The 24,001-nt window shown below is 43.1% G+C and carries 22 protein-coding genes, 1 pseudogene and 1 riboswitch; of the genes and pseudogenes, 17 read left to right on the top strand and 6 right to left on the bottom strand.

Annotated features, from left to right (window positions below; translation table 11 throughout):
- The first annotated feature begins 18 nt into the window (after positions 1 to 18).
- From B9Y67_RS08785 to B9Y67_RS08775, 3 genes are read left to right on the top strand one after another with little or no spacing between them, the layout of a single operon-like run.
- The gene (locus B9Y67_RS08785) at positions 19 to 567 is read left to right on the top strand and encodes a TRAP transporter small permease (protein WP_085506737.1); all 549 of its coding nucleotides are present in this window, start codon (positions 19 to 21) and stop codon (positions 565 to 567) included.
- A gap of 49 nt (positions 568 to 616) precedes the next feature.
- Positions 617 to 1,882 (top strand): TRAP transporter large permease, encoded by a 1,266-nt coding sequence (locus B9Y67_RS08780; RefSeq protein WP_085506343.1) that lies wholly within the window; start codon positions 617 to 619, stop codon positions 1,880 to 1,882.
- 36 nt (positions 1,883 to 1,918) lie between these two features.
- Positions 1,919 to 2,995, top strand: coding sequence for a DctP family TRAP transporter solute-binding subunit (locus B9Y67_RS08775; RefSeq protein WP_085506342.1), 1,077 nt, complete (start codon positions 1,919 to 1,921; stop codon positions 2,993 to 2,995).
- Positions 2,996 to 3,049: 54 nt separating this feature from the next.
- On the opposite strand, the gene B9Y67_RS08770 is transcribed toward B9Y67_RS08775, so the two are convergent.
- Complete coding sequence (locus B9Y67_RS08770) at positions 3,050 to 4,237, bottom strand: MFS transporter (RefSeq protein ID WP_085506341.1); 1,188 nt, start codon at positions 4,235 to 4,237, stop codon at positions 3,050 to 3,052.
- Between the two features lie 75 nt (positions 4,238 to 4,312).
- Entirely contained in the window at positions 4,313 to 5,404 is a 1,092-nt protein-coding gene (locus B9Y67_RS08765; RefSeq protein ID WP_369668748.1) for an AI-2E family transporter, read from the bottom strand.
- Positions 5,405 to 5,904: 500 nt separating this feature from the next.
- On the opposite strand from B9Y67_RS08765, the gene B9Y67_RS08760 reads away from it, so the two are divergent.
- From B9Y67_RS08760 to B9Y67_RS08745, 4 genes are all read left to right on the top strand, one after another.
- Entirely contained in the window at positions 5,905 to 6,672 is a 768-nt protein-coding gene (locus B9Y67_RS08760; protein WP_085506339.1) for a TerC family protein, read from the top strand.
- Positions 6,673 to 6,745: 73 nt separating this feature from the next.
- Positions 6,746 to 6,934 carry an SE1561 family protein gene (locus tag B9Y67_RS08755; RefSeq protein WP_085506338.1) on the top strand — a complete coding sequence of 63 codons (189 nt, stop codon included), beginning with the start codon at positions 6,746 to 6,748 and terminating at the stop codon, positions 6,932 to 6,934.
- Positions 6,935 to 7,086: 152 nt separating this feature from the next.
- A complete protein-coding gene (locus B9Y67_RS08750; protein WP_085506337.1) occupies positions 7,087 to 7,446 on the top strand; it encodes a DUF488 domain-containing protein in 360 nt (119 codons plus the stop codon).
- Between the two features lie 86 nt (positions 7,447 to 7,532).
- On the top strand, positions 7,533 to 7,985 hold the full coding sequence (locus B9Y67_RS08745) for an OsmC family protein (RefSeq protein WP_085506336.1): 453 nt from the start codon (positions 7,533 to 7,535) through the stop codon (positions 7,983 to 7,985).
- A 42-nt stretch (positions 7,986 to 8,027) separates the two neighbouring features.
- On the opposite strand, the gene B9Y67_RS08740 is transcribed toward B9Y67_RS08745, so the two are convergent.
- Positions 8,028 to 8,342, bottom strand: coding sequence for a hypothetical protein (locus B9Y67_RS08740; RefSeq protein ID WP_062442641.1), 315 nt, complete (start codon positions 8,340 to 8,342; stop codon positions 8,028 to 8,030).
- 151 nt (positions 8,343 to 8,493) lie between these two features.
- Positions 8,494 to 8,672: riboswitch (FMN riboswitch) on the top strand.
- A 141-nt stretch (positions 8,673 to 8,813) separates the two neighbouring features.
- Here B9Y67_RS08740 and ribD point away from each other — a divergent pair.
- The 8 genes from ribD (at position 8,814) to B9Y67_RS08700 (ending at position 17,813) form a co-directional block, all read left to right on the top strand.
- Complete coding sequence (gene ribD, locus B9Y67_RS08735; RefSeq protein WP_085506736.1) at positions 8,814 to 9,911, top strand: bifunctional diaminohydroxyphosphoribosylaminopyrimidine deaminase/5-amino-6-(5-phosphoribosylamino)uracil reductase RibD; 1,098 nt, start codon at positions 8,814 to 8,816, stop codon at positions 9,909 to 9,911.
- A complete protein-coding gene (gene ribE / locus B9Y67_RS08730) occupies positions 9,912 to 10,571 on the top strand; it encodes a riboflavin synthase (RefSeq protein WP_085506335.1) in 660 nt (219 codons plus the stop codon).
- A gap of 14 nt (positions 10,572 to 10,585) precedes the next feature.
- The gene (locus B9Y67_RS08725) at positions 10,586 to 11,779 is read left to right on the top strand and encodes a bifunctional 3,4-dihydroxy-2-butanone-4-phosphate synthase/GTP cyclohydrolase II (protein WP_085506334.1); all 1,194 of its coding nucleotides are present in this window, start codon (positions 10,586 to 10,588) and stop codon (positions 11,777 to 11,779) included.
- Between the two features lie 21 nt (positions 11,780 to 11,800).
- Positions 11,801 to 12,271: a 6,7-dimethyl-8-ribityllumazine synthase gene (ribH, locus tag B9Y67_RS08720; RefSeq protein WP_085506333.1), complete on the top strand. Its 471-nt coding sequence runs from the start codon at positions 11,801 to 11,803 to the stop codon at positions 12,269 to 12,271.
- Between the two features lie 188 nt (positions 12,272 to 12,459).
- Entirely contained in the window at positions 12,460 to 13,854 is a 1,395-nt protein-coding gene (locus tag B9Y67_RS08715; RefSeq protein WP_085506332.1) for an L-cystine transporter, read from the top strand.
- A gap of 710 nt (positions 13,855 to 14,564) precedes the next feature.
- Positions 14,565 to 15,806 (top strand): aminopeptidase, encoded by a 1,242-nt coding sequence (locus B9Y67_RS08710; protein WP_085506331.1) that lies wholly within the window; start codon positions 14,565 to 14,567, stop codon positions 15,804 to 15,806.
- Between the two features lie 220 nt (positions 15,807 to 16,026).
- The gene (locus B9Y67_RS08705) at positions 16,027 to 17,016 is read left to right on the top strand and encodes an acyltransferase family protein (RefSeq protein ID WP_085506330.1); all 990 of its coding nucleotides are present in this window, start codon (positions 16,027 to 16,029) and stop codon (positions 17,014 to 17,016) included.
- A 131-nt stretch (positions 17,017 to 17,147) separates the two neighbouring features.
- Positions 17,148 to 17,813: a type 1 glutamine amidotransferase domain-containing protein gene (locus B9Y67_RS08700; protein ID WP_085506329.1), complete on the top strand. Its 666-nt coding sequence runs from the start codon at positions 17,148 to 17,150 to the stop codon at positions 17,811 to 17,813.
- A 55-nt stretch (positions 17,814 to 17,868) separates the two neighbouring features.
- On the opposite strand, the gene B9Y67_RS08695 is transcribed toward B9Y67_RS08700, so the two are convergent.
- Positions 17,869 to 19,218 carry a YjiH family protein gene (locus B9Y67_RS08695; RefSeq protein WP_085506328.1) on the bottom strand — a complete coding sequence of 450 codons (1,350 nt, stop codon included), beginning with the start codon at positions 19,216 to 19,218 and terminating at the stop codon, positions 17,869 to 17,871.
- Between the two features lie 133 nt (positions 19,219 to 19,351).
- On the opposite strand from B9Y67_RS08695, the pseudogene B9Y67_RS08690 reads away from it, so the two are divergent.
- A pseudogene (locus tag B9Y67_RS08690) lies at positions 19,352 to 19,806 on the top strand (DUF523 domain-containing protein).
- Between the two features lie 4 nt (positions 19,807 to 19,810).
- Here the strand turns inward: B9Y67_RS08690 and B9Y67_RS08685 are convergent.
- A complete protein-coding gene (locus tag B9Y67_RS08685) occupies positions 19,811 to 20,680 on the bottom strand; it encodes a fructosamine kinase family protein (protein WP_085506327.1) in 870 nt (289 codons plus the stop codon).
- A gap of 38 nt (positions 20,681 to 20,718) precedes the next feature.
- A complete protein-coding gene (locus B9Y67_RS08680; protein WP_085506326.1) occupies positions 20,719 to 21,468 on the bottom strand; it encodes a helix-turn-helix domain-containing protein in 750 nt (249 codons plus the stop codon).
- Positions 21,469 to 21,656: 188 nt separating this feature from the next.
- On the opposite strand from B9Y67_RS08680, the gene B9Y67_RS08675 reads away from it, so the two are divergent.
- Complete coding sequence (locus tag B9Y67_RS08675) at positions 21,657 to 23,951, top strand: glycoside hydrolase family 65 protein (RefSeq protein ID WP_085506325.1); 2,295 nt, start codon at positions 21,657 to 21,659, stop codon at positions 23,949 to 23,951.
- The last annotated feature ends 50 nt before the right edge of the window (positions 23,952 to 24,001 follow it).

The raw sequence follows: 24,001 nt of genomic DNA, 5'->3' as shown, positions 1-24,001 counted from the left end.
ACATTGAAATTACTTAGGATGCTAGACAATTTTATACTTAAATTAGAAGAATTCATATTAAGCTATGCTGTAATCATCATTGCAGTCATGGTTGTCGGTAAAGCTCTGATGAGAGCGCTGTTTACTTATTCCCCTCCATTTGCTGACGAGGTCAGTCAGTTTTCCGTCATTATCGCAACTTTTATGGGTATCAGTTACGCCGCACGCAAAGGCAGGCATATCAGTATGTCGGCATTTTACGATATGGCTCCGTTTAAAATAAGAAAGGTACTTATGATTCTCATCCCCGCGATAACAGCTCTTTTCTTGTTTGTACTCGCTTATTATTCTTATTTATATGTAATCGATATCAAAAATTCAGGGCGAGTAACTTCAGCGATGCAAACACCTTTATATTATATGTACATTGCGATACCGATCGGCTTCGCGCTGGGAGGAATCCAATTTATACGGAATATGTTAATCAATATAACAGACAGGGACACCGTTTATCTGGGCACAGATGCTACAGATTATAATGATAAAGAATTGAGTGAACGGGACGTCCAGGATGAAGTTCATTTGTAGACGATAATTAAATTGATGCAAACAAATCTATTCAGGAAAGGAAAACAATATGGTAGCTACTCTGTTAACAATCATGGTTGTACTATTGTTATTGAACTTCCCAATGATGATCCCGCTTATGGCGGCGCCAATGGTTGTCCTATTCTTATATTTTCCAAACTTAGATCCGATGCTATTGATGAAGCAGTTCGCTACAGGAATCGAGCCTTATGTACTACTGGCTGTTCCATTGTTTATTTTTGCGGCTGATATCATGACGACTGGTAAGACTTCTAAACGGCTGTTGGATTTCATCAGTTCTTTCATTGGTCATCTGCGCGGGGGATATGCGATTACCACCGCGGCTGCCTGTACGTTGTTCGGTGCTATTTCAGGATCGACACAGGCGACAGTTGTTGCAATCGGTACACCGATGAGGGAAAGGTTATTGAAAGTGGGCTACAAAGATCCTACTGCAATAGCACTGATTATTAACTCCAGTGATATCGCATTGCTCGTTCCACCAAGTATCGGAATGATCATGTATGGACTTGTGTCGGGAACATCTGTCGGTGATTTGTTTATTGCCGGTATTGTTCCAGGGGTTATTGTTTTTCTATTATTTGCCATTTATAGTGTTATTTATGCGAAAGTCGCTGACATTCCATTGACAGCAAAAGCGAGCTGGGGAGAACGTTTCCGATCCTTCCGTAAAGCATTGCTTCCGCTGGGATTCCCGATTATCATCATAGGTGGTATTTATGAGGGTATCTTTAGTCCTACAGAAGCGGCGGGGGTTTCTGTCCTCTATGCTTTTGTTCTCGAAGTATTGATTTATCGTTCCATCCATATAAAAGAATTGCCGAAGATTGCACGTTCCACCGGTTTAGTAACCTCTGCTGTATTTGTGCTGGTAGCAGGTGGACAGGCATTCACTTGGGTCATTTCGTTTGCCAGAATTCCTCAAATGATCACTGAGGCTGTCCTTGGCCCTGAACCTAGTGCGATTTTCGTATTACTTATGGTTACCTTATTTTTCTTCATCGGATGTATGTTCGTAGATCCAATCGTCGTCATTCTGGTATTGACACCGATCTTCTATCCGGCTGCAATGAGTGCGGGTATCGATCCTATTCATTTAGGAGTAGTTATCACATTCCAGGCAGCACTAGGATCTGCAACACCACCATTCGGTGTCGACATATTTACAGCCAGTGCGGTGTTCAATAAGCCGTACCTGGAAGTTATCAAAGGAACACCGCCATACATCATCATGCTGGTATTTGTTTCGTTCCTGCTGATTTTCTTTGAGGAGCTCTCACTCATTTTATTGTAAGGAGTGGGGGATAATATAAAAAACTTGTAGGGGGTAATGATTATTTTTAACAAACAAGGGTTACTTAGTTTCATACTGTTGTTGTCGATTGGTATGGTTTTAGCTGCTTGTGGAGGTAATGAAGGCGGCGGAGATGGTGGCGAATCTGGTGGTGAAGGCACACAAAACTGGAAATTCGTCACGGAAGAAGTTGAAGGGCAGGTTCAGTATGAATATGCCCAAGAATTTGCGGATCGTATGAATGAAAAGTCCGACGGCCAAGTGAACATTGAAGTGTATGAGTACGGTGGGCTTGGAACAGAAAGTGACCAGGTCGAGCAGCTGCAGGGCGGGGCTGTAGAGATGGCTGTTATGTCTCCAGGGTTCACTGGTAACATGGTAAAAGAAGGACAAGTTTTCGCTCTTCATTTCTTGTTCCCAGACAGTGTAGAACAAACGCAGGAAATTCTGAATACGAGTGAAGCATTGAACACGGATTTAGTAGAAAAGTATAAAGAACATTCCATCACACCGCTTTCTTTCTGGACGGAAGGTGCGATGCAGTGGACTTCCAGCAAGAAAATTGAAACACCTGAAGATTTTCAAAACTTCAAAATGCGTACCCAGACGTCTCCTTTGATTCTTGAATCTTACAAGGCTTATGGAGCTCAGCCGACTCCAATGTCCTGGTCAGAACTATATACGGCTCTTGACCGTGGAACTGTAGAAGGGCAAGAGAACCCGATCTTCTTCATTGGAGATGCTTCTTTCCATGAAGTTCAAGATTATATGACCATTTCTAATCATAACAACTACGTAGCCATGACTACTGTAAATAGTGATTGGTTTGATGGGCTATCAGAGGATCTGCAGAACATGGTGACAGAAACAACAGAAGAGATGCAGGAATGGGTATTTGAAGAACAGAAAAAGCAAAATGAAGAGTATCTCGAAACCATTAAAAACGATGAAGAAAACAAGACGGAAATCATCGAGTTGACAGAAGAACAACGTGATCAGTTCAGGGAAAAAGCAATGCCTGTACGTGATTTCTACCGTGAGGAAGTTTCAACTGTAGACGGCGAAATCCTTGATAAACTTGAGCAGGAAATTAAAGATATCGCAGGCGAATAATTATATTTATAAGAAAAGGGCGACTCTTTTTGGGAGTCGCCCTTTTCTTTTGATTTAACTGACAGGCTGCCAGGGCTCTGTCTGCTTCCTGGCATCCAGCCAGGTCAGGATGAAGACAAGAATAAATAAAAAGCTGGATATTTTAAATAATGAAGCTGTTTCAACAAATTGATAGATTACCCCTAATACTACAGCGCTTAAGCCGATGCCAAGGTCTATGGAAGAATAAAACATCCCATTAGCTATCCCGCTTCTTGCAGTAGTCGTTTTAGAGATGACCCAGGCCTGGAAGGCTGGCATCATGGAACCATAACCAAGACCAAATAAAGCTCCGGCGATAATTAAATCCATATTAGTATCCGCACTGGCAAGAATCCACATAGCTATGAAAGTGATGGATGTACAGAACATAATAAGGTTCCACGGTCCACGCTTATCAAAATATCGGCCAGTAACAGGACGTGAAATGGTAGCAAGCAAAGCATTAAATAAATAGAACAAATAGGTGCCGCTTAACCCTCGTTCGTTTCCGAATATTACGATATAGGTAACAATCGACCCATAACCAAATGTAGTGAGAAAAGTGACGAAAGCTGGATACCAGCTTCTTTTTTCAACAAGGGAACCGATAAACGAAAACTTAGGAGGAGCTTCCTGATTTTCTTTTACACTTTCAGGAGTATGAAAGGTGGTTAGGGTAAATAAAACAATGGCTATAATACCCAGTGCTGCAGAAATCCATATCAATAAATGGAAAGTATAGTTCTGATAAATGTAAATTCCAAGACTGGGGGCAATAATCATCCCGACGGTAATCGATAATCCGAAATACCCCATACCTTCTCCGACCCGCTTTCTGGGTACAATATCTACAGCGGCGGTTCCGTTTGTAGTGGTCGACCACCCCCATGCCAGTCCGTGGGCGAACCGGAGCAGCAAAACGATGAGAACAACCTGGGTTACCGGGTAAAGCAGTGTCATCAACAATAGGGAAATGGCACCGGCAAGTATAAGTGCCTTTCGTTCTTTGGTCATTAAAATATGTCCGATAAATGGACGGATTAAAATAGCTGCAATGGAAAACATGGTGGTGACAAGGCCAATTTCCATTTTGTTTCCACCTATGGCTTCAATGTAAGGAGGAAGGTTGGGCAACAGCATTTGGAAGCTCATAAAAGTGAACAAGTTTCCTAGTAAAAGAAAAATAAACGGCCTTGTCCAAAGCCGGGGTGTCTCTTGCATATTGATTCTCCTTCTTTCTATTTTTGCTGATGGCCTGGCATTAAATTTCTCCCTGCAGGAGCTGCAGGGAGAAATTTAATCCGTGTACTGTTTTTCTTTACTTGTCAGCCATTCCTGGTAGAGATGATGGATGATAGTTTTAAAAACAGCATAAACCGGGATTGCGAACAGGATTCCAAGGAAACCTGCAATACTTCCCGCGGCTAATATAATCGTAATGATGGTAAGCGGGTGGATGCTGAGTGCTTTTCCCATGACATTCGGGGAAATTAAGTTGCTTTCGATCTGCTGGGCGACAAGCATGATAATGGCTACATAAACCGCCATGATGGGATCCTGAAATAAAGCAACCAGTATCGCGGGAATGACTGCTAAAAATGGACCGACAAATGGAATAACGTTAGTGACCATCCCGAATAATGCCAGGGTAAGAGAATACTGCAACCCTATGATCGCATAACCGATGAACAGCAATACACCGACAAAGAAGCTGACTATCAGCTGACCCTGAATGAAAGCCTGCAGCGTGTGATCGACAGAGCTTGCTAATCGTGTGAAGCTGTCACCAACACGTCTGTTCAGGTACTGCCGAATGAATGGGACTAATTTTTCGCCATCCTTCAGCATGAAAAATAAGAAGAATGGAACCAAAACCAATGCGATAACAAAGCTGACAAGGTAGGTGATAAAGTTTATGATCGCAGTAGTAACACTCTCTGAATATTTCTCAATATTTTCCATGATGTTATCTGGATTAATGGTTTCCGTGACCTGTGCTGGAAGAAGTGATTGGTTCGTTTGCCAATACACAATAAATTCCTGGGCGCTCTCCATCATCTTAGGCAGATTATCAATCAGACGGGAGAACTGCTCCTGAGCAATCGGTGCAATAAACTTAGAGATGATAAATCCGATGAATATAAGAATTAAATAGACAGTTAAAATAGCAAGCAGCCTTGGAAATTTATATCGTTCCAAAAAATACATGATAGGGCGCGTTACATAAAAGAGTATCCCTGCACCAATTATCGGGACACCTACGGCACCAATAGTAGACCAGAGCGGATCAAAGATGAAATCGATTTTAGCCAACAAGAAAATCAATAAAGAAATAAGGATAGCAGCAACCAGTACTTTAAACCACGTTTTATCCAACAAGCTATACACACACCTTTTTTGTACTTTATAAAAGTTTACCTCACTTAAAGAATGAACGTTTGAGAAAAAACGAAAGCAATCGCCATAAGTACTTATCGAGTAACGATGTTTTTCTATGTAGATAATACTTTCCTTATGTATCCATTATAGACTTCCTGTAAACAATAATGATAGTGGTAGGTCGTTCTAAAAAAATATTAATAATAGGATTATTATAGCTGGATATGGGTATAGGAAGAATATAGCAGCTATGATAAAAAATAAAGCCACTACAAGCGATAGAGAGTAATTGACTTTCAGTCGCTTCGTGGTATGATATTCAGTACATTAGTATTTCCTTAAAGGGGAGTAGCTTTAAACAGTAAAGTCGTCATTTCGGGATGTATTCCCCGGCTTTATTGGCAACATTCGTTGTGAGCGAGACCTTTACCACTCATGGTAAAGGTCTGTTTTTATGATCTTTGCCATGAGGTGAAGATCATTTTTTATTTGGAGGAGCTGGAGTTAGCATGGAAACGCAATTATTGATTGAATATGGATGGGTACTGATTGTACTCATTGGTTTGGAAGGCATATTGGCAGCAGACAACGCCTTAGTGCTTGCCATTATGGTCAAACACCTTCCAGAGGAAAAACGAAAAAAAGCGCTCTTCTATGGGTTGGCAGGAGCGTTCGTATTACGTTTCGGCTCTTTATTTGTCATTTCTTTCCTTGTCGATGTATGGCAGGTACAAGCACTGGGCGCTGCTTACCTGATTTTCATTTCTGTCAAGCACCTGTATGATAAATGGCGGGAAACGGATGCCGAAAGAGAAGAGAAGGATAAAGCGCCGGAATCTGGCAGTGGTTTTTGGACAACTGTCTTGAAAGTAGAAATTGCAGACTTGGCGTTCGCTGTCGACTCCATTCTTGCAGCGGTGGCTTTGGCGGTTGCACTGCCGGAAACTGGTCTCCCGAACGTAGGTAGTTTGGATGGTGGACAGTTTGCGGTCGTATTGGCAGGTGGAATGATTGGTATTATCATTATGCGTTTTGCTGCCAATGTCTTCGTAAAACTGCTTCACACCCGTCCGGGGCTTGAAATTGCAGCCTTCGTTATTGTCGGCTGGGTCGGTATCAAGCTGGTTGTATCTGTGCTGGCGCATCCGAACATCCAAATACTGGATGAGCACTTTGCTCATTCAACTCTCTGGAAAGTTATTTTCTATTCTGTATTGGTATTAATAGCAGCAGCAGGCTGGTTCTTATCCAGCAAAAGAGAACTCCCGGAGGAGTAACATATCAGCCGCACCCTAATGGTGCGGCTGTTTTAAAATAAAACTAAGGTAGTAACGGTTTGGAGGTGGCACGATGGGGAAAGCGGCTGATCAGCCAAGCGAACAAATGAAATATATTAAAAACCGAATAAAAATGCTTCATGAAGTGGCAGACTCGATGGACGAAAAGGAAGCAGGCAGTGCTGAGCTGGAACAATTATCACGTATGCTGAAAGACCTCCAGATCAAAATCGAACGATTCCAAAAAGATTGGCAAGCGTAACGAACCCCAGACTATCCTTTCTCAAAAATAAAACATCAATAGGGGGATTTTTCTCCCGATGCTGAACTACTGAAATTTTTTTAAAAAAGTAGTTTATTTGATGTGTAAACCGGTTATAAGAAAAGGATAAGGATGAGAAAGGGGTTAGAGAAATGTCTGTAGTTTTACAAAGGATTTATGATGAATCCGAACCATTAGGAGGTAACCGTGTCCTGGTCGATGGCATCTGGCCGCGTGGAATCTCGAAAGAAAAAGCAAAAGTAGACGAATGGATGAAAGAAATTGCTCCAAGCAAGGAACTAAGACAGTGGTTCGACCATGATCCTGAAAAATATGAAGAGTTTAAAAACTATTACAAAGAACAGATTGATAACAGTAAGGAACGTAAACAACAGCTCGATCAGTTAAAGGAAATGGCGCAAAACGAACGACTGGTGTTATTGTTCGGGGCAAAGAATGAAGATTATAATCACGCGCTTGTATTAAAAGAACTAATTGAAAATGATGAATGATACAATCATGTCTTTGAGGCATGGTTGTTTTTTTGAATAACAATTTGTTCCTGTATACAATAGAATAAAGAAGTGGAGGGGATATAATGGCAGAACATCATTTTCATTTAAAGGCAGATTGGCCTGGGGGAAGAAATAATGTCGGTTATATAGATGCTGGAAAACTTAAAACAGAAATATCGATTCCAAAAGAAATGGATGGTCCTGATATTGGAACAAATCCGGACGAAATGCTATTGGGGGCTGCGTCTACTTGCTATATCATTACTCTTGCAGCTATGATTGAACGAGCCGGTTTGCCATTAAAGGAAATGGGTTTGACATCAGAAGGGATTGTCGATGTGACAGATGGTATTTTTACCTATCAGGAGATTATCCACCGTCCTAAAGTTGCATTAAAAAAAGAAGCAGCAAGAAATGATCTAATGAAACTGGATAAGTTGGTGAAAAAAGCGGAAACCAGCTGCATGATTTCAAAAGCAATCCAGGGAAATGTGAAACTTACCCTGGAAGCAGACACGTTTATAGCTGAATCGTAAATGCTAAGTGCAAAGAAGGAATAATCCCTCTTTGCACTTTTTTTAACTATCTCCTTTATTTGAAGCATTGTCGTAAGGGGCTTCACTGTCCATTTCTTTATCGTCATGAGTCGGATGTGCTCCTGGATATTGCCGGGGCAAATCCTCGTGCAAATTGCGATTTTCATAAGCGAAATTACTATAATATTGTTGACCCTCTTTCCAAGGGGTGCTTTTATATTCCACCGGCTCATCTTTTCGAATTGGTGAACCGTAAGGGCCATCTGGAAAGTCCTCTGGTACCAGAAAGTTGCGTTGTGTTTCTACGTTAGAGAAGTCCGTATACTTTTGTTCTTTTCGTTTTTCTTTATGCTTCATACTCAGCACCTCTTCATGATGTTTATGTTTAGTGTAGCCGTGCAAAAGAAAAATATAGTGGAAATATATGTGTAAAGCCTTAATTAAACTAATGAATTGCTAAATACGACTTTTTCCTTTATATTTAGTATAAGTCAATCGAATACGTATCAAGTTCCTTCGGGGTCGAGTGAAATTCTCAACCGGCGGTTATAAGCGTATTGCTTTCAGCCCGCGACGGGGAGTACCTCCATAAATGGCTATGGAAAAAGTGCTTTTGCATCTGGTTCTCCCCCTGATTTGGTGAAATTCCAAAGCCGACAGTGACAGTCTGGATGGGAGAAGGAAAAAAGTAAATGGTCATAAATTCTGTTAGTATGGCTTCTTTAGCATACTCAAAAATAAAGACGTTTACAGACCCTGGAGAAGTATGCCTTCTTCAGGGTTTTTCTTTGTAGAATTTCTGCAGCAAAGATGTGGAGTGAGGAAATGATGGAGAGAGATGAACAATATATCAAGCTTGCCATTGATATGGCGAAACCTACAGTAGGCCAGACCTCGCCGAACCCCGCTGTAGGAGCGGTAGTCGTTAAAGATAATGAAGTAGTCGGGCTTGGTGTCCATATTAAAGCGGGGGAAGCCCATGCGGAGATAAACGCATTAAAGATGGCTGGAGATAAGGCAAAAGACGCTACCATTTATGTGACATTGGAACCTTGCAGCCATTATGGAAAAACTCCGCCGTGCGCCCAGGCTATCATTGACGCTGGTATGAAGCGGGTGGTCATCGCATCAAACGATCCGAATCCCCAAGTGGCGGGAAGAGGCGTGAAGATGTTGGAAAATGCCGGGATTGAAGTAGTGACCGGCGTATTGAAGGAACAGGCAGACCACCTGAACACCGACTTTTTTCATTACATTGAAACGGGCACACCGTATGTATTTTTAAAAACCGCGATGACGCTGGATGGAAAAATTGCTACCTCCTCCGGGGAAAGTAAATGGATAACCGGAGAGGCGGCAAGGAACGACGGACATAATTACCGTCGCCGCTGTGATGCTATCCTGGTCGGCGTGCAGACGGTTATCAACGATGATCCGAAGTTGACTACCCGAATCGATGGAAACGGTAAGAATCCAATTCGTATTATTCTGGATAACCATTTAAGGACGCCGCTTTCTTCTCAATTGCTTCAAAATGATGAGGCCCCGACCTGGATTATTACAAGCAGCAGAGTCTCTCCTCATCAATTGAAAGCATATCGCTCTAAAAATCATGTCGAAGTAATTTCCCTTAAATCTCCTGCCATTAAAATTGCGGAAGTTCTCAGCTATTTAGGGGAGAAAGAGGTCACCTCCCTGCTGGTAGAAGGCGGAGGAACGATAGCTGATGCTTTTGTACGCGCAGGTAAAATTAACGAATTAATCACCTACATCGCTCCAAAACTGCTAGGTGGTAAAAACGCGCTTACTCCCGTAGAAGGAAAAGGCTTCGAGCAATTAAAGCAGGCCCTGGATTTACGTATTCAATCGACAGAGATGGTGGGCGAAGATATCAAATTGACAGCCATTCCAAAGGGGAGAACATAAATGTTTACAGGTATTGTAGAAGAAATTGGTGAAATCCAGGCGATTACATCAAAAACAGAAGCGATGGAACTGACGATAACTGCTAATACTATTGTAAGAGACGCCAAGCTGGGTGACAGTATTTCGATTAACGGAGTATGTTTGACGATTACTGATATAAAAAATAACAACCTTTCCTTCGATGTTATGCCGGAAACGTACCATGCAACGAATTTAAATGAACTGAAAAAAGGCAGCAAAGTTAATTTAGAGAGAGCGATGGCAGCTGATGGCCGGTTCGGTGGCCATTTAGTTTCCGGTCATATTGATGGTAAAGGAACGATAGTAAGCAAAAATAACCGGTCTAATGCGGTATATTATGATATTTCCTTATCGGACGATTTACTTGGATATTTTGTTTATAAAGGTTCTGTTGCAGTGGATGGAACCAGCTTGACGGTGTTTGGTGTAAGTGAGGACACCATCACCATTTCATTAATCCCGCACACGATGGAACATACCGTACTTGGGGCAAAAAGTGTCGGAGACAGTGTGAACATAGAATGTGACATGATTAGTAAGTATGTGGCACATTTTCTATCAGGACAGCAAAGCCAAAAGAGCCAACCTTCAAACTTGACGAAGGCATTCCTGGATGAACACGGATTTGGAGGAAATTGAGAGAGGTGACCGAGATGTTTGATAAGATAGAGCAAGCGCTGGAAGACTTGAAACAAGGTAAAGTAGTCATTGTATGTGATGATGAGGATAGGGAAAATGAAGGGGATCTCATCGGGCTGGCCGAATATGCGACACCGGAAATGATCAATTTCATGATAACCTATGGAAAAGGGTTAGTGTGTGCCCCTGTCAGTCAGCCGATTGCTGAAAAATTAAATTTATTCCCGATGGTGGAGAAAAACACGGATTCTCTTGCTACTGCGTTCACTGTCAGTATCGATCATAAAAATACGACCACAGGAATCTCAGCTGCAGAACGCGCTAAAACCATTAAGCAGTTACTGAATCCGGAATCCGTGCCGGAAGATTTCAATAAACCAGGTCATATTTTCCCTTTGCTGGCAAAAGACGGAGGCGTGATGCGCCGGGCCGGTCATACGGAAGCCGCTGTCGATTTGGCTAAGCTATCAGGATCAGCTCCTGCAGGTGTAATTTGTGAAATCATTAAAGAAGATGGAACAATGGCCAGGGTTCCCGACTTGCGTAAGATGGCAGATGAATTCGATCTCACCATGATTACGATTGCTGACTTGATTAAATACCGTAACCGTTATGAGAATCATGTAAAACGAGAGGTAGAAATCAATCTCCCGACAGAATATGGGGACTTTAAAGCTTATGGCTATACCAATGACGTTGATTTTCGTGAACATGTGGCATTGGTCAAAGGAGAAATAAGTCCGGATGAACCGACGTTAGTAAGGGTACACTCCGAGTGTTTGACCGGTGATGTTTTTGGCTCCTACCGTTGTGACTGTGGCCCGCAGCTTGAAGCGGCACTCCGTCAAATTGAGGTAAATGGCAGCGGTGTACTGCTATATATGCGCCAGGAAGGCCGTGGAATTGGCCTTTTGAATAAAATGCACGCCTATAAATTACAGGAACAAGGGCTTGATACCGTAGAAGCCAACCAGAAGCTGGGGTTCGCCCCTGACCTTCGGGACTATGGCATCGGTGCACAAATATTAAAAGACTTGGGCATTACAAAATTGCGCCTGCTTACCAATAATCCAAGAAAAATATCCGGTTTAGGCGGGCATGGACTAGAAGTAGTTGAACGGCTTCCAATTGAGATGCCAAGCCGAACAGAAAATGAAAAATATTTACAAACGAAGAAATCAAAACTAGGTCATCTATTTCACTTTTAAATGTTGAAGGAGGAGAAGGATATGGTAAAACAATATGAAGGTAATCTAGTCGGTACAGACTTGAAAATAGGAATTGTCATCGGGCGATTCAATGATTTTATTACAAGCAAACTCTATGAAGGAGCACTGGATGGCTTGAAGCGACATGGTGTCGATTTGGAACAGGTAGAAGCTGCCTGGGTCCCGGGTGCATTTGAAATTCCAATGATTGCTTCCCGTATGGCGGAATCCGGAAAATATGATGCAGTCATAACACTTGGCGCAGTCATCCGTGGCTCAACGCCTCACTTTGATTATGTCTGCAGTGAAGCTGCAAAAGGTGTCTCCCAGGCTGCCAGCAAGAGCGGTATTCCAGTCATTTTCGGTGTGATTACAACCGATACGATTGAGCAGGCGATTGAACGCGCTGGTACAAAAGCCGGAAACAAAGGCTGGGAGGCAGCATCTGCTGCTATTGAAATGGCTAATTTGAATAAAATGTTCGACCAATAATAATAGCTTCATATGGCTCACGCTTAAATGCGTGGGCTTTTTTATTTTAGTAAGACTATGACTAGGACAAGGCCAAATTTTCATAGGATAAAGCAGGAAACTATTTATTGACAACTGCATAGAATGAGTGTATCTTATTTAATACCAATTAAACTTATAGGAATTATAAAGTTTTAGATGAGAAAGGGATGATTCATATGTTAGTTGGCTTGAATATTGCTGTTTTACTTGTCCTTATCGGTATTCTCGTAAAAATGCAGCAAAAACATTTTTCTTTCAGCAAGCGAGTGTTTGCTGGTTTAGGCTTCGGTATTCTGTTGGGAATCGCTATGCAAGTGATTTATGGGGCGGATTCAAATGTCGTAGCTCAAACGACAGACTGGTACAGTATACTGGGAAGCGGGTATGTTCGATTATTGATGATGATTGTTATTCCGCTTGTTATGGTTTCCATTATTCAATCGATTATAAATCTTGAAAAATCATCGGAATTAGGAAAAATGTCTGGATGGATTATCGGTATATTAGTAGCGACAGCCATGGTTGCCGCGGTTGTTGGAATTGGCAGTTCCCTTGCCTTCGATTTGAACGCAGATCAAATTGAAGCAGGCCAGGCGGAACAGGAACGTGGCAGCTTTATGGAAGAGCGGCTTGCGGATGTGGAAGGAATGAGTACTCCGCAAAAGATACTACAATTTATTCCTGCCAACCCATTCCTGGATATGACGGGTGATAGGGCCACCTCAACGATTGCGGTTGTCATATTTTCTGCTTTCATCGGGGTAGCAGTGCTGGGAGTAAGGAGAAAGAACCCGGAACAGGCAGCGGTTTTCATTAAAGGAATCAATGCGATTTATGCCGTAGTCATGCGAATCGTTACACTCGTTCTTCGTTTAACTCCATTTGGAATCATGGGATTGATGGCCAACACCGTTGCACAAACAAACGTTGCCGGAATAATGGAGCTTGGGAAGTTTGTGCTGGCTTCCTATGTAGCTTTACTCGTCATGTTTTTACTTCATTTGTCATTAATAGCATTAAGCGGTTTGAACCCGTTGACTTATTTGAAAAAAGTTTTGCCGGTATTAGGCTTCGCTTTCACGTCCCGTTCGAGTGCCGGAACCATTCCATTAAACATTTCTGCTCAAAAGAACAGTTTGGGAGTGGATGAAGGAACTGCAAACATGTCGGCTTCATTCGGAGCTACAATCGGTCAAAATGGCTGTGCCGGGATTTATCCAGCTATGCTTGCTGTCATGATAGCCCCTACAGTAGGTATTGATCCACTCAGTCCCGGGTTCCTCATCCAACTGATTTTGTTAGTTGGAATCAGCTCATTCGGTGTTGCCGGAGTAGGGGGAGGGGCAACCTTTGCAGCCTTGATTGTTTTGTCTTCCATGAATCTCCCTGTTTATCTGGCTGGTCTCCTTATCTCTGTAGAGCCACTGATCGATATGGGAAGAACCGCTTTGAATGTTAATGGAGCCATGACATCGGGTACATTAACCTCACGTATTCTTGGTAAATTCAATAACGAAATGTTCAATGACAAAGCTGCCATTGATAAAGATATTGCTGTTTAAATGAACGAAAACTCCTGTTGATCAAACGTTTGATCAACAGGAGTTTTTTTATTCAATAATAGGGCCGAATTGTGGAAGACTCAGTTTCAAGATAGTGAGGGTTCTTTACCATAATAGCGTCAGGGATGTCCGGGAAACTACTCGCTTTCCTGCGGGGGAACCGGCAAGCCTCCTCGGTCGTTTTCACTCCCTGTGGGGTCTTGCCTAGTCCCTTCTCCCGCGGGAGTCTCGCAGTTTCCCTGCCACCCCATCCGAAGGATGGGAGAAAAGAACCCCTGTTATATTGCAGATGTCTTCTACTTTTAATGGATAATTGAATAAAGACGCGGTTTTAAGCTCACATTTCATGCATAGCTCACTCTTGGTTTGAAGAACGATATACCGATGTTTCCGTATCTCTCATAAACGCAAGGAGGTCCGGGAAATTGCGAGACTCCTGTGGGATGAACATGAGCGGTGAGATCCCGCAAGGCGGAGCCTGAGGAAGCTCACCACATGCCCACGGAAAGCGATCCGTTTTCCCGGCCACCATAATCGCTACCTAACGTCTCGAAACTGAGTCTTCAGCAAAAGGGAGCTTAACTGGAAAATTAACATAGAGGTTTTAGGGTGGAATTATAGGAATGTTGGTGAGGCTCTTGCTGGGAAAGAAGCAAAAATTATGAAATAATTATAGTTAGAAAGAAAAACGGATTAATGGAGGTAAAAAGATGAAAAACCACCAGCAAAATCTTGAAAAATATGCAGACTTAGCTCTTACCAAGGGAGTCAACCTACAAAAAGGACAAGGGTTAATCGTGAATGCACCCATAGAAGCCTCCGATCTCGCACGTGTTATTGTAGCGAAGGCTTATGGGAAAGGAGCAAAAAACGTTCATGTAGAATGGAATGATGAACTGGTTTCCTACATGAAAATGAAAAACGCTCCATTAGATGTCCTGAAAAATTATCCAAAGTGGAAAGCAGAAGGACTAGAAGAAATGGTCCAGGATGGTTACTCCTTGTTGACTATTTATGGCCCAGATCCTGACTTAATGAATGACGTAAATTCTGAACGAATTGCAGAAGCCAACAAAGCAAGTGCTCAAGCTTTAAGCAACTACCGCGATTATGTCATGAATGATAAGGTTTCATGGAGTATAATCGCCTTTCCACAAGCGGCATGGGCGAAAAAGGTATTCCCGAATCTTCCGGAGAAAATGGCCGTCAACAAGATGTGGAACCAAATCTTCAAAATTTCGCGTGTCGATCAAGAAGATCCATTGGAAGCCTGGAACCAGCATAATGAAAACCTTCGCCACGCTCGAGAGTTTTTAAACAAAAAGCAATATCGGAAGCTCCATTACAAAGCGCCCGGGACCGATTTGACCATCGATTTGCCGGAAGGACATATCTGGCATGGCGGTTCTACAAAGACGAACAAGGGGGTTGAATTCAACCCTAATATTCCAACCGAAGAAGTCTTTACAATGCCTCATAAGTATGGAGTAAATGGTAAAGTGACCAGCACGAAGCCATTAAACTATGGCGGAAGCTTAATAGAAAACTTTACACTTACGTTTGAAGAGGGGAAAGTGGTTGATTACTCAGCAGAAGCAGGAGAAGATACCTTGAAGCACCTGCTCGACACCGATGAAGGAGCTAAACGATTGGGTGAAGTCGCTTTGGTCCCGCATGAATCACCAATTTCCCAGTCCGGTCATATCTTTTTCAATACGTTGTATGACGAAAATGCTTCCTGCCACCTGGCACTGGGGAAGGCATATCCGACCAACATCGAAGGCGGTTCCGATATGAGCAAGGAACAAATGGACAAGCAAGGGGTCAATGACAGCCTCATCCATGTGGACTTCATGATGGGATCAGCAGATCTGCAAATTCAGGGGGAGACAGATAATGGCCATACGGAGCCCCTGTTCATCGACGGATCCTGGGCGATTGATTTCAAATAATAAGAATGACGAAAGCAGCTGGTATAGCATCAGCTGCTTTTCTTTCTGTTACAGGTTATTTACATAGTTTGTCACCCTGCTTAAAATCTCATAACATCTTATTCAAATTGCACTACCTATTGTTTTTTTCTAATAAAATAATGGAGAATAGCCGTTTAGAATTAAGCGAAACGGTGAATAGGAAAGCGAACACTTATGAAGCAAAAAAGGACTGAGGCGTATGAAACGCGATGCATTGTTTGATAATGCCAAATTCATTTTGATATTTCTTGTGGTATTCGGTCACATGATTCAGCCGTTTACAGATGGATCCAAACCGATGTATACCCTGTATATGTGGATTTACACCTTTCACATGCCGGCTTTCATCCTGCTGGCGGGATTCTTTGCGAAAGGTGCAGGCAATAAAGGCTATATAGCTAAATTAGCTAAAAAGCTGCTTTTCCCATATTTAATCTTCCAGACCATTTATACCGGTTATTTCTTTTTTATAGGAAAAGAAAGCTGGGCAACGGGGCTTTTTTATCCCCATTGGTCACTATGGTTCTTAGTGAGTATGTTCTGCTGGCATCTTCTTTTACAGTTATTCAGCAGAATACCGCCGCTTGCCGGGATGGCTATAACCGTAAGCATTGGGGTGTTGGTCGGGTACTTTGATACCATTGGCCACGCTTACAGTTTGTCACGGACATTCGTGTTTTTCCCATTTTTCCTGGCGGGCTACTGGCTGTCGAAAGAAAATATCGCCCAATGGCGGACGGTTCCTGTAAGAATCGTCTCATTAGCAGTCATGGCAGTAGTGGCAGGACTGTTAATAACATTGCCTGAAATCAACTCAGGCTGGCTGTTAGGTTCTAAATCTTATGCGGTATTGAATATGGAAAATTGGGGCGGTTTGATTCGCTTAGGCACCTATATGCTTGCCGGTCTGATGATTGTTAGTGTAATCGCCTGGATGCCAGGGCGAGAAATAAGATGGACCAGCTTAGGCCAACGCACGTTGTATGTCTATTTGCTCCATGGATTTTTTATCCAATATTTCCGGCAAATTGACGCTTTCAAGGTCGACGGTATTCTTGATGTCTTCGGTTTAGCCGTGTTATCCATGCTGATTGTGTTGTTATTATCCAGCAAACCCGCATTGACACTTGCGCAGCCATTTATTGAAGGTAAGTTTGCATTCCTAAGAAAAAGGCAGCAAACTTCATAAAAGAAAAACATTAAACCGTATCTTCCGGTATCTTTCCGGACAGGTACGGTTTTTCATTTGTTTGAAATAACAGGAAATGTGAAATAGTAAGTAGAGAGAGTTTCAACTATAAAGGAGGAGATGGCGACGCCATGGCTAAGAAAGTATTAATGATTGTAACAAGTACCCAAAAAATTGATGAAGAGCATGAAACAGGTCTTTGGCTATCTGAGTTTGTCGAGCCTTATATGGAATTTACGCAAGCAGGATATGATGTAACAACTGCAAGCCCTAAGGGAGGGAAGATTCATATTGATCCGAACAGCTACTCCAACGAGCTGCCGGATGAGTGGGATGACAGCGTAATGGATCCCCTGAACAGTACCGTGAAGCTGGATGATATTACACCTGAGAATTACGATGGCGTTTTTCTTCCGGGTGGACATGGTACCATGTTCGATTTCCCTGAGAATGAAACATTACAGTCCGTGCTCAGGCATTTTGCCGATAACAGTAAGCTGATCGGTGCGGTATGCCACGGGCCAGCTGGCTTTGTCGGTGTGAAAGACAGCAATGGAGATTCTATTGTGAAAGGAAAAACAATCACAGGATTTACGGACGCGGAAGAACGTGATACAGGACTTGATGGATTAATGCCATTCATGCTGGAAAGCAAACTCCGTGAAGAAGGTGCAGAATTTGTAACGAAGGAGAATTGGGAAGACCATATTCGAGTAGATGGAAACTTCATCACTGGACAAAACCCACAATCCAGCCTAAGCGCCGGTCGTGCCTTCGTCGATGAAATGAATAAATAAAAGTAACACCCCGGAGCCTCCAGATTTTGGAGGGCTCCGGGGTGTGTTTTATCAATCAAAATATCAGGTGAGCGGCAAGGACGATGATCGGCAGCGTGATCAGAGTACGTAGAAGGAAGATGATGAATAGATCCTTCATATTCACTGGTATTTTGGAACCGAGCAACAAGCCACCGACCTCAGACATATAAATCAACTGGGTGACCGACAAAGTAGCAATGATGAATCGTGTCATTTCACTTTCAATGGAGGCACCAATGATTGCAGGCAGGAACATGTCAGCAAAACCGACGAGAATCGTTTCGGATGCTTCCGCTGCATATGGTACCTGCATTAATTCCAACAATGGAATGAACGGGTAGCCGAGCCATGTGAAAAATGGAGTGAATTCAGCAATGACGAGTGCGATCGTCCCAAGCGCCATTACAATTGGTGCTACCCCCATCCACATATCCAGGATGTTCTGGGCCCCTTGTTTGAAGAATTTCTTCACACTGGTTTCTTTACTTCCACGTTCCACTGCCTGCTGGTAGGCATAGCTGAACATACTATGTTCTTCAGGAATTTCCTCTTCGATATCTTCTGCTTCTTCGGTTACATACGTCCGAGGTTTACGGGATAGCGGCGGAATTCTTGGCATGATCAGGGCTGCTACGAACCCGGCAAAGGCCACTGTTAAATAAAATGGAACGAACATATGAGATAAACCGACTTCACTGATAACCACCAGACTGAACGTGATGGAAACGACAGAGAAGGTTGTCCCTATAACTGCTGCTTCACGTTTGGAATAATAACCTTCCTCATATTGCTTGCTTGTCAAAAGAACACCGATCGTACCATCGCCAAGCCAGGAGGCAATGGAATCGATGGATGAGCGTCCCGGTAGTGTGAAAAGTGGCCGCATGACTTTTGTCAATAACACACCGACAAGCTCTAATAGTCCATAGTTAAGTAATAATGGCAGGAATAAACCGGCGAACAAAAATACAGCAAACAGGACATGAAGCAGTGAGTCCAGGAGTAATCCACCTGTATTTTCTGAAATAATCGCCTCCGGTCCGATTTGATAATAAACCATGATGGCAAAAACCATTCCCAGAATCCTTGTAATCAGCCAAACAGGAGACACATAGAATAAGGATTGGAAAAAAGGGAATTGGTCGAGAAATGCCGGACCTGTCAGTCTGATAACAATCGAACCGATGGCAGTGATGGAAATAATAATCATCATAATGAAGGAGAGATGATCCGCAAGTGCGGTTTCCAGCCACCCGGATAAAATAGCGATTGGAATGGTGACAACTTCTTGGTTTTTATCATAAAAAGGCACCATAAACAGGATGATACCGATTAAGGATGGAATAATAAATTTCAAGTGATCGACAGCGCGATAGTTTTTCATGATTGTACACTCCTATAAGATTATTCATAAAAATACAGCACGATTTATTTTAATACAAAATATATGAATTGCCAATAGAAAAATTTAGAAGCGATAAAACGAGCATCATAGTTTCTGAGGAGGATATGCAAAAATGCGTTACTTTCCTACCCCAATAGTTGTAGTGAGCAAATGTTTAGAGTTTGGTCCTGTCCGGTACAATGGGGAAGCAATCCCGGACAAGGTAGTACAGCGACTGGATGAATTTGTTGAATTTATGCCGGTATGTCCGGAAGTTGAAATCGGGCTTGGTATACCTCGTGATGTCATTCGTCTTGTTGATGCAGAGAATGGACCACGGCTTGTCCAGCCTGCGACGGAGAAAGACCTTACGGAAAAAATGGTCCGTTTCACCAGAGGCTACCTGGACAGTTTAAACTGCGTCAGTACGAGGAAGAAAAAGTGCCGCTCAGCACGGTGCTGGCTATCTTGAAGGCCTGGACCATCCGGTTTGATCAAAAATATTTGAAGCGGCAGACGTATTTCGAACCATACCCGCTCGAACTGGTAGAAATATCAGACTCCGGCAAGGGGAGGGCTTACTCGTAAGTCGTCAGCCAATGTAGTGCTGCAGGACACGATCTACGGATGACCCGTAACTTTCTCCAAATAAGTTCAAGTGTACTAACAAGTAGAATAACTGATAAAATTCTTTCTGATCAGCATAGCTGTCCGGCAGTGGATAAACTTCGTTGTAAGCCTCATAAAAGTCTTCAGGAAAACCACCGAACAGTTCGGTGAAGGCCAGCTCGAATGACCGGTCTCCGTACAACACAGAAGGATCAATCAGATATGGCTGCCCACCGGGACCTGCCATCCAATTTCCGCCCCAAAGGTCCCCATGGAGCAGTGAGGCACCAGGTTGCTTTGGAAGCCATTCGTCCAGCTTTGTGAACAGTTGCTCTAGCCTTTTTCTGCGTCCATCATGGAGCAGGCCTTGACTGTCTGCTAATTTCATCTGGGGAAGCAGTCTTTGCTCATGATAATAACTTGGCCAGTCTTCATACCAGCCATTTGGCTGAGGAAGCGTCCCGACAAATGTGTCACCATCCAATCCATAATAGTCCTGTTGGGATTGGTGCATGGCCGCCAGCTGTCTCCCTAACCGTTCCCCTGTATCATCTTTTCGAGTACCATGTATCCACTCCATCACCATCACCCCAGGTCCTCCATTTTCTGGAAGGTCATAATGGTAGACGGCCGGTGTGGGGATGGTTTCAGTTGCGCGGATAAGCTCCAGTCCCTTTGCTTCCATTTGAAAAAAGTGGCGAGGTATTTGCTGATTGGCTTTAATAAAATAGCTGGTTTCTGAAGTAGTCACTTGAAAAGCTTCGTTGATATCTCCTCCTGAGATTTTCTTAAATGTGTTGATCTCCTGATTGTCTCCCGCTTTAGCTAATGCGGCTTGTATTAATTCTCTCATATTATCCCTCCACCAAAACTCATACCCTGAATTGTTGTTCAGCACTCCTCTTGTATGGGTGTTGCCAGATCTTCGCGGTATTGCCTCGGGGTTTGCTTGACATACTTTTTGAACACAGAGGTATAGTAGCTTTGATTGCAAAACTGAAACAGCTTGGCGATATCTGAAATGGATGTAGAAGTATGAAGTAAGAAATACTTGGATTCATCGATTCTTTTTTCGTTGATGAATTGAACAATCGAAACGCCGACTTCTCTTTTGAACAAGTGGGACAAATAGCTTGGGCTTACATAACATTCTCTGGAAATCTCCTCTAACGTTAAGTCGGATAATATATGATCGTGAATATAAGCGATGGCCTTGTTGATGACCGGGCTGTAGGGGAGATTATCTGCTTGTTCGACGGTATGTATAAAATCTTCCAGCATCATATGCTCGAGTTCAGAAATATCCCGAGGAGACCTGATGGCTTCTATTTTATTGAGGTAAGCATCGTTCAAGCGGAAGGCTGTATCCGGATCGACTCCCCCCTTGATGGCCGCTCTTGTAAAGAGAGTACACGAGCTTATCACAGAATTTTTCCATGAGCGCAAGTGCTGCTTAGACTGGATAATGCGATCCGATTGGTTGATGTTTTTCAAAAGCAGAATCGCCCGTTTTCTATCTTTGTTTGTGATAGCCTCTAACAATTGTTGTTCCATCAAGTAGGGTGGGTGGGCGTACTGGTTCGTATTAGCCGTGCGTATGCTCATAAACTGGTCGATCATCGTTTGCTTAATTGTCAACATCGTGATGCCCCCTAAGCATAAAATATCTCGCTATGTAATGATTCCATCACCATTGTAAGCGATTTCAACATATTTTTAAACCCGTCCTTTGACGGTGTTTGCTGGTTAAGCATAACGGGAACAATGATAGCTGTGAAAAAGGTTGGACGGATAGCTCCATTGGATTAATTAGAATGAGGAGTGAGAAAATGAGTTGGACAATTGAACGGCATTCTTTGAAAGAATTAGATTTAAATAACGAAGAAAGCTTGTTTTTCCTTGGAAATGGCTATATCGGCGTTAGAGGGAACTTTGAAGAATCATATGGACGAGCGGTACCCACCGTACGCGGGACGTATCTGAACGCTTTTCATGATATCATTGATATCCCTTATGGTGAAAAACTATTTGCCTTTCCTGATACACAGCAAAAAATGCTGAATGTCATTGATAGCCAAACCATTCACATTTATCTGGGAAAAGAAAAAGAACATTTTTCGATTCAGGAAGGAGAGGTGCTGGAATACGCAAGGAAACTGCATCTTGATCAAGGAAAAACAGACCGGAGGGTCACATGGAAATCACCGCTGGGAAAAGAAGTGGAAATCCATTTTGAACGAGTCGTCTCGTTTGTACACCGAGAATTGTTTTTGATCCAGATAACAATTACCCCGTTGAACTTCAGTGATGTCATCACTATAGTTTCTACGGTGGATGGAGAAGTGGAAAACCATGTCGATCCGACAGACCCCCGTGTCGGTGCAGGGCATGCCAAGCTGCTGCATGTACAGGAAGCAGATGCTTTCGAAGATAACACGTTTATGAAAAGCAAAACAGAAAGATCGGAACTGGAAATGGCCTGTCTAAGTTACCATAAAGGGCTCGATGGAAAACTGGTGGATATTGAAAAAGAGGCAGATGACCAGCGGCTCGTGTACACTTACGAGATGCAGGCAGAAGAGGGGCAGTCCCTGGCGTTCAGTAAATGGAATATCTATGTCGATGATCTGCGGCACAATGGAGATTTACGCCAAAAAGCACTGCGTGTCAAAGGTCAACTGGATACAATGGATGCAGAACAGCTGAAGGAAGCTCAGGAAAAGTATCTGCACCAGTTCTGGAAGCATAGTGATGTGGAGGTGCAAGGGGACGATGCTTTGCAGGAGGGGATTCGCTTTAACCTGTACCATTTATTACAATCTGCCGGTCGTGATAAATTCAGTAACATTTCAGCAAAAGGGTTAAGTGGTGAAGGCTATGAAGGACACTATTTCTGGGACACCGAAATATATATGATTCCAGTCTTTTTGATGACCGCTCCAGAATTAGCCAAGCAGTTGCTGATTTACCGGCACTCGATCCTTGACCGTGCCAGGGAGCGAGCGAAAGAAATGGGGCATGAAAAAGGAGCGTTGTTTCCATGGCGAACAATCAATGGCGGGGAGTGCTCCAGTTATTTTCCGGCTGGAACAGCGCAGTACCATATCAGCGCTGATATTGCCTATAGCTATATCCAATATTACCATGTCACCGGGGACGACGATTTCCTGAAAGATTACGGGGCAGAGGTACTATTGGAAACAGCACGACTATGGATGGATATGGGGCATTTCTGTGATGACGGGACATTTGCCATTGATGATGTGACAGGTCCTGACGAGTATACTTGCGTCGTCAACAACAACTATTATACAAACGCCATGGCGAAATTTAATCTGGAATGGGCTTATCGAATCTATGAAAAAATGAAGGACTGGGAAAAGGACGAGTCCGATACGATATTTGCCCGTCTTGATTTTCAGGCAGAAGAAGCCGACTACTTCAAACAGGCTGCCGAAGCCATGTACCTGCCATACGATGACAAGCTGCAAATCAACGCGCAGGATGACAGTTTTTTAAATAAGGCGGTCTGGGATTTTGAAAATACACCGAAAGAGCATTACCCGCTGTTATTGAACTATCATCCTTTGACATTATACCGTTACCAGGTTTGCAAACAGGCAGATACCGTACTGGCTCATTTTCTATTGGAAGATTACAGCGATGACGATACGATCCGACAGAGTTATGATTACTATGAAGCAATCACTACCCATGATTCTTCTCTGTCTTCCTGCGTGTACAGTATGATGGCAGCTAAGCTTGGGAACATGGAAAAGGCCTATCATTATTTTGAAGAAACAGCCCGTCTCGATTTAGATAATACCCATGGGAATACAAAAGACGGTCTTCATATGGCTAATATGGGCGGCACCTGGATGGCTATTGTCTTTGGGTTTGCCGGATTGCGTATCAAAGAGGACGGCTTGCATTTGTCACCACAGCTTCCGGAACAATGGGAGAATTATGCCTTCCATCTGCATGATCACGGGAGTGCAATCAAAGTAAAGGTTTCCCGGGAAGGCGTAGAATTGGAGGTTGTTGAAGGAGACAGGGTAGAGCTGTTTGTAAAGGAAGAGAAAATAGAAATCGTACCTGGTCAAACTAGAAAGTTAGAGTTATAAGCGAGTTGGCCTGTATATGTAAAAAAGCCGCAGCAACCTGGATTAGGGTA

It is taken from the genome of Thalassobacillus devorans (assembly GCF_900176565.1).
Taxonomy (GTDB): domain Bacteria; phylum Bacillota; class Bacilli; order Bacillales; family Halobacillaceae; genus Thalassobacillus; species Thalassobacillus devorans_A.
The sequence above is the reverse complement of the archived record's forward strand: the minus strand, read 5'-3'. Positions and strand labels throughout refer to the sequence as shown.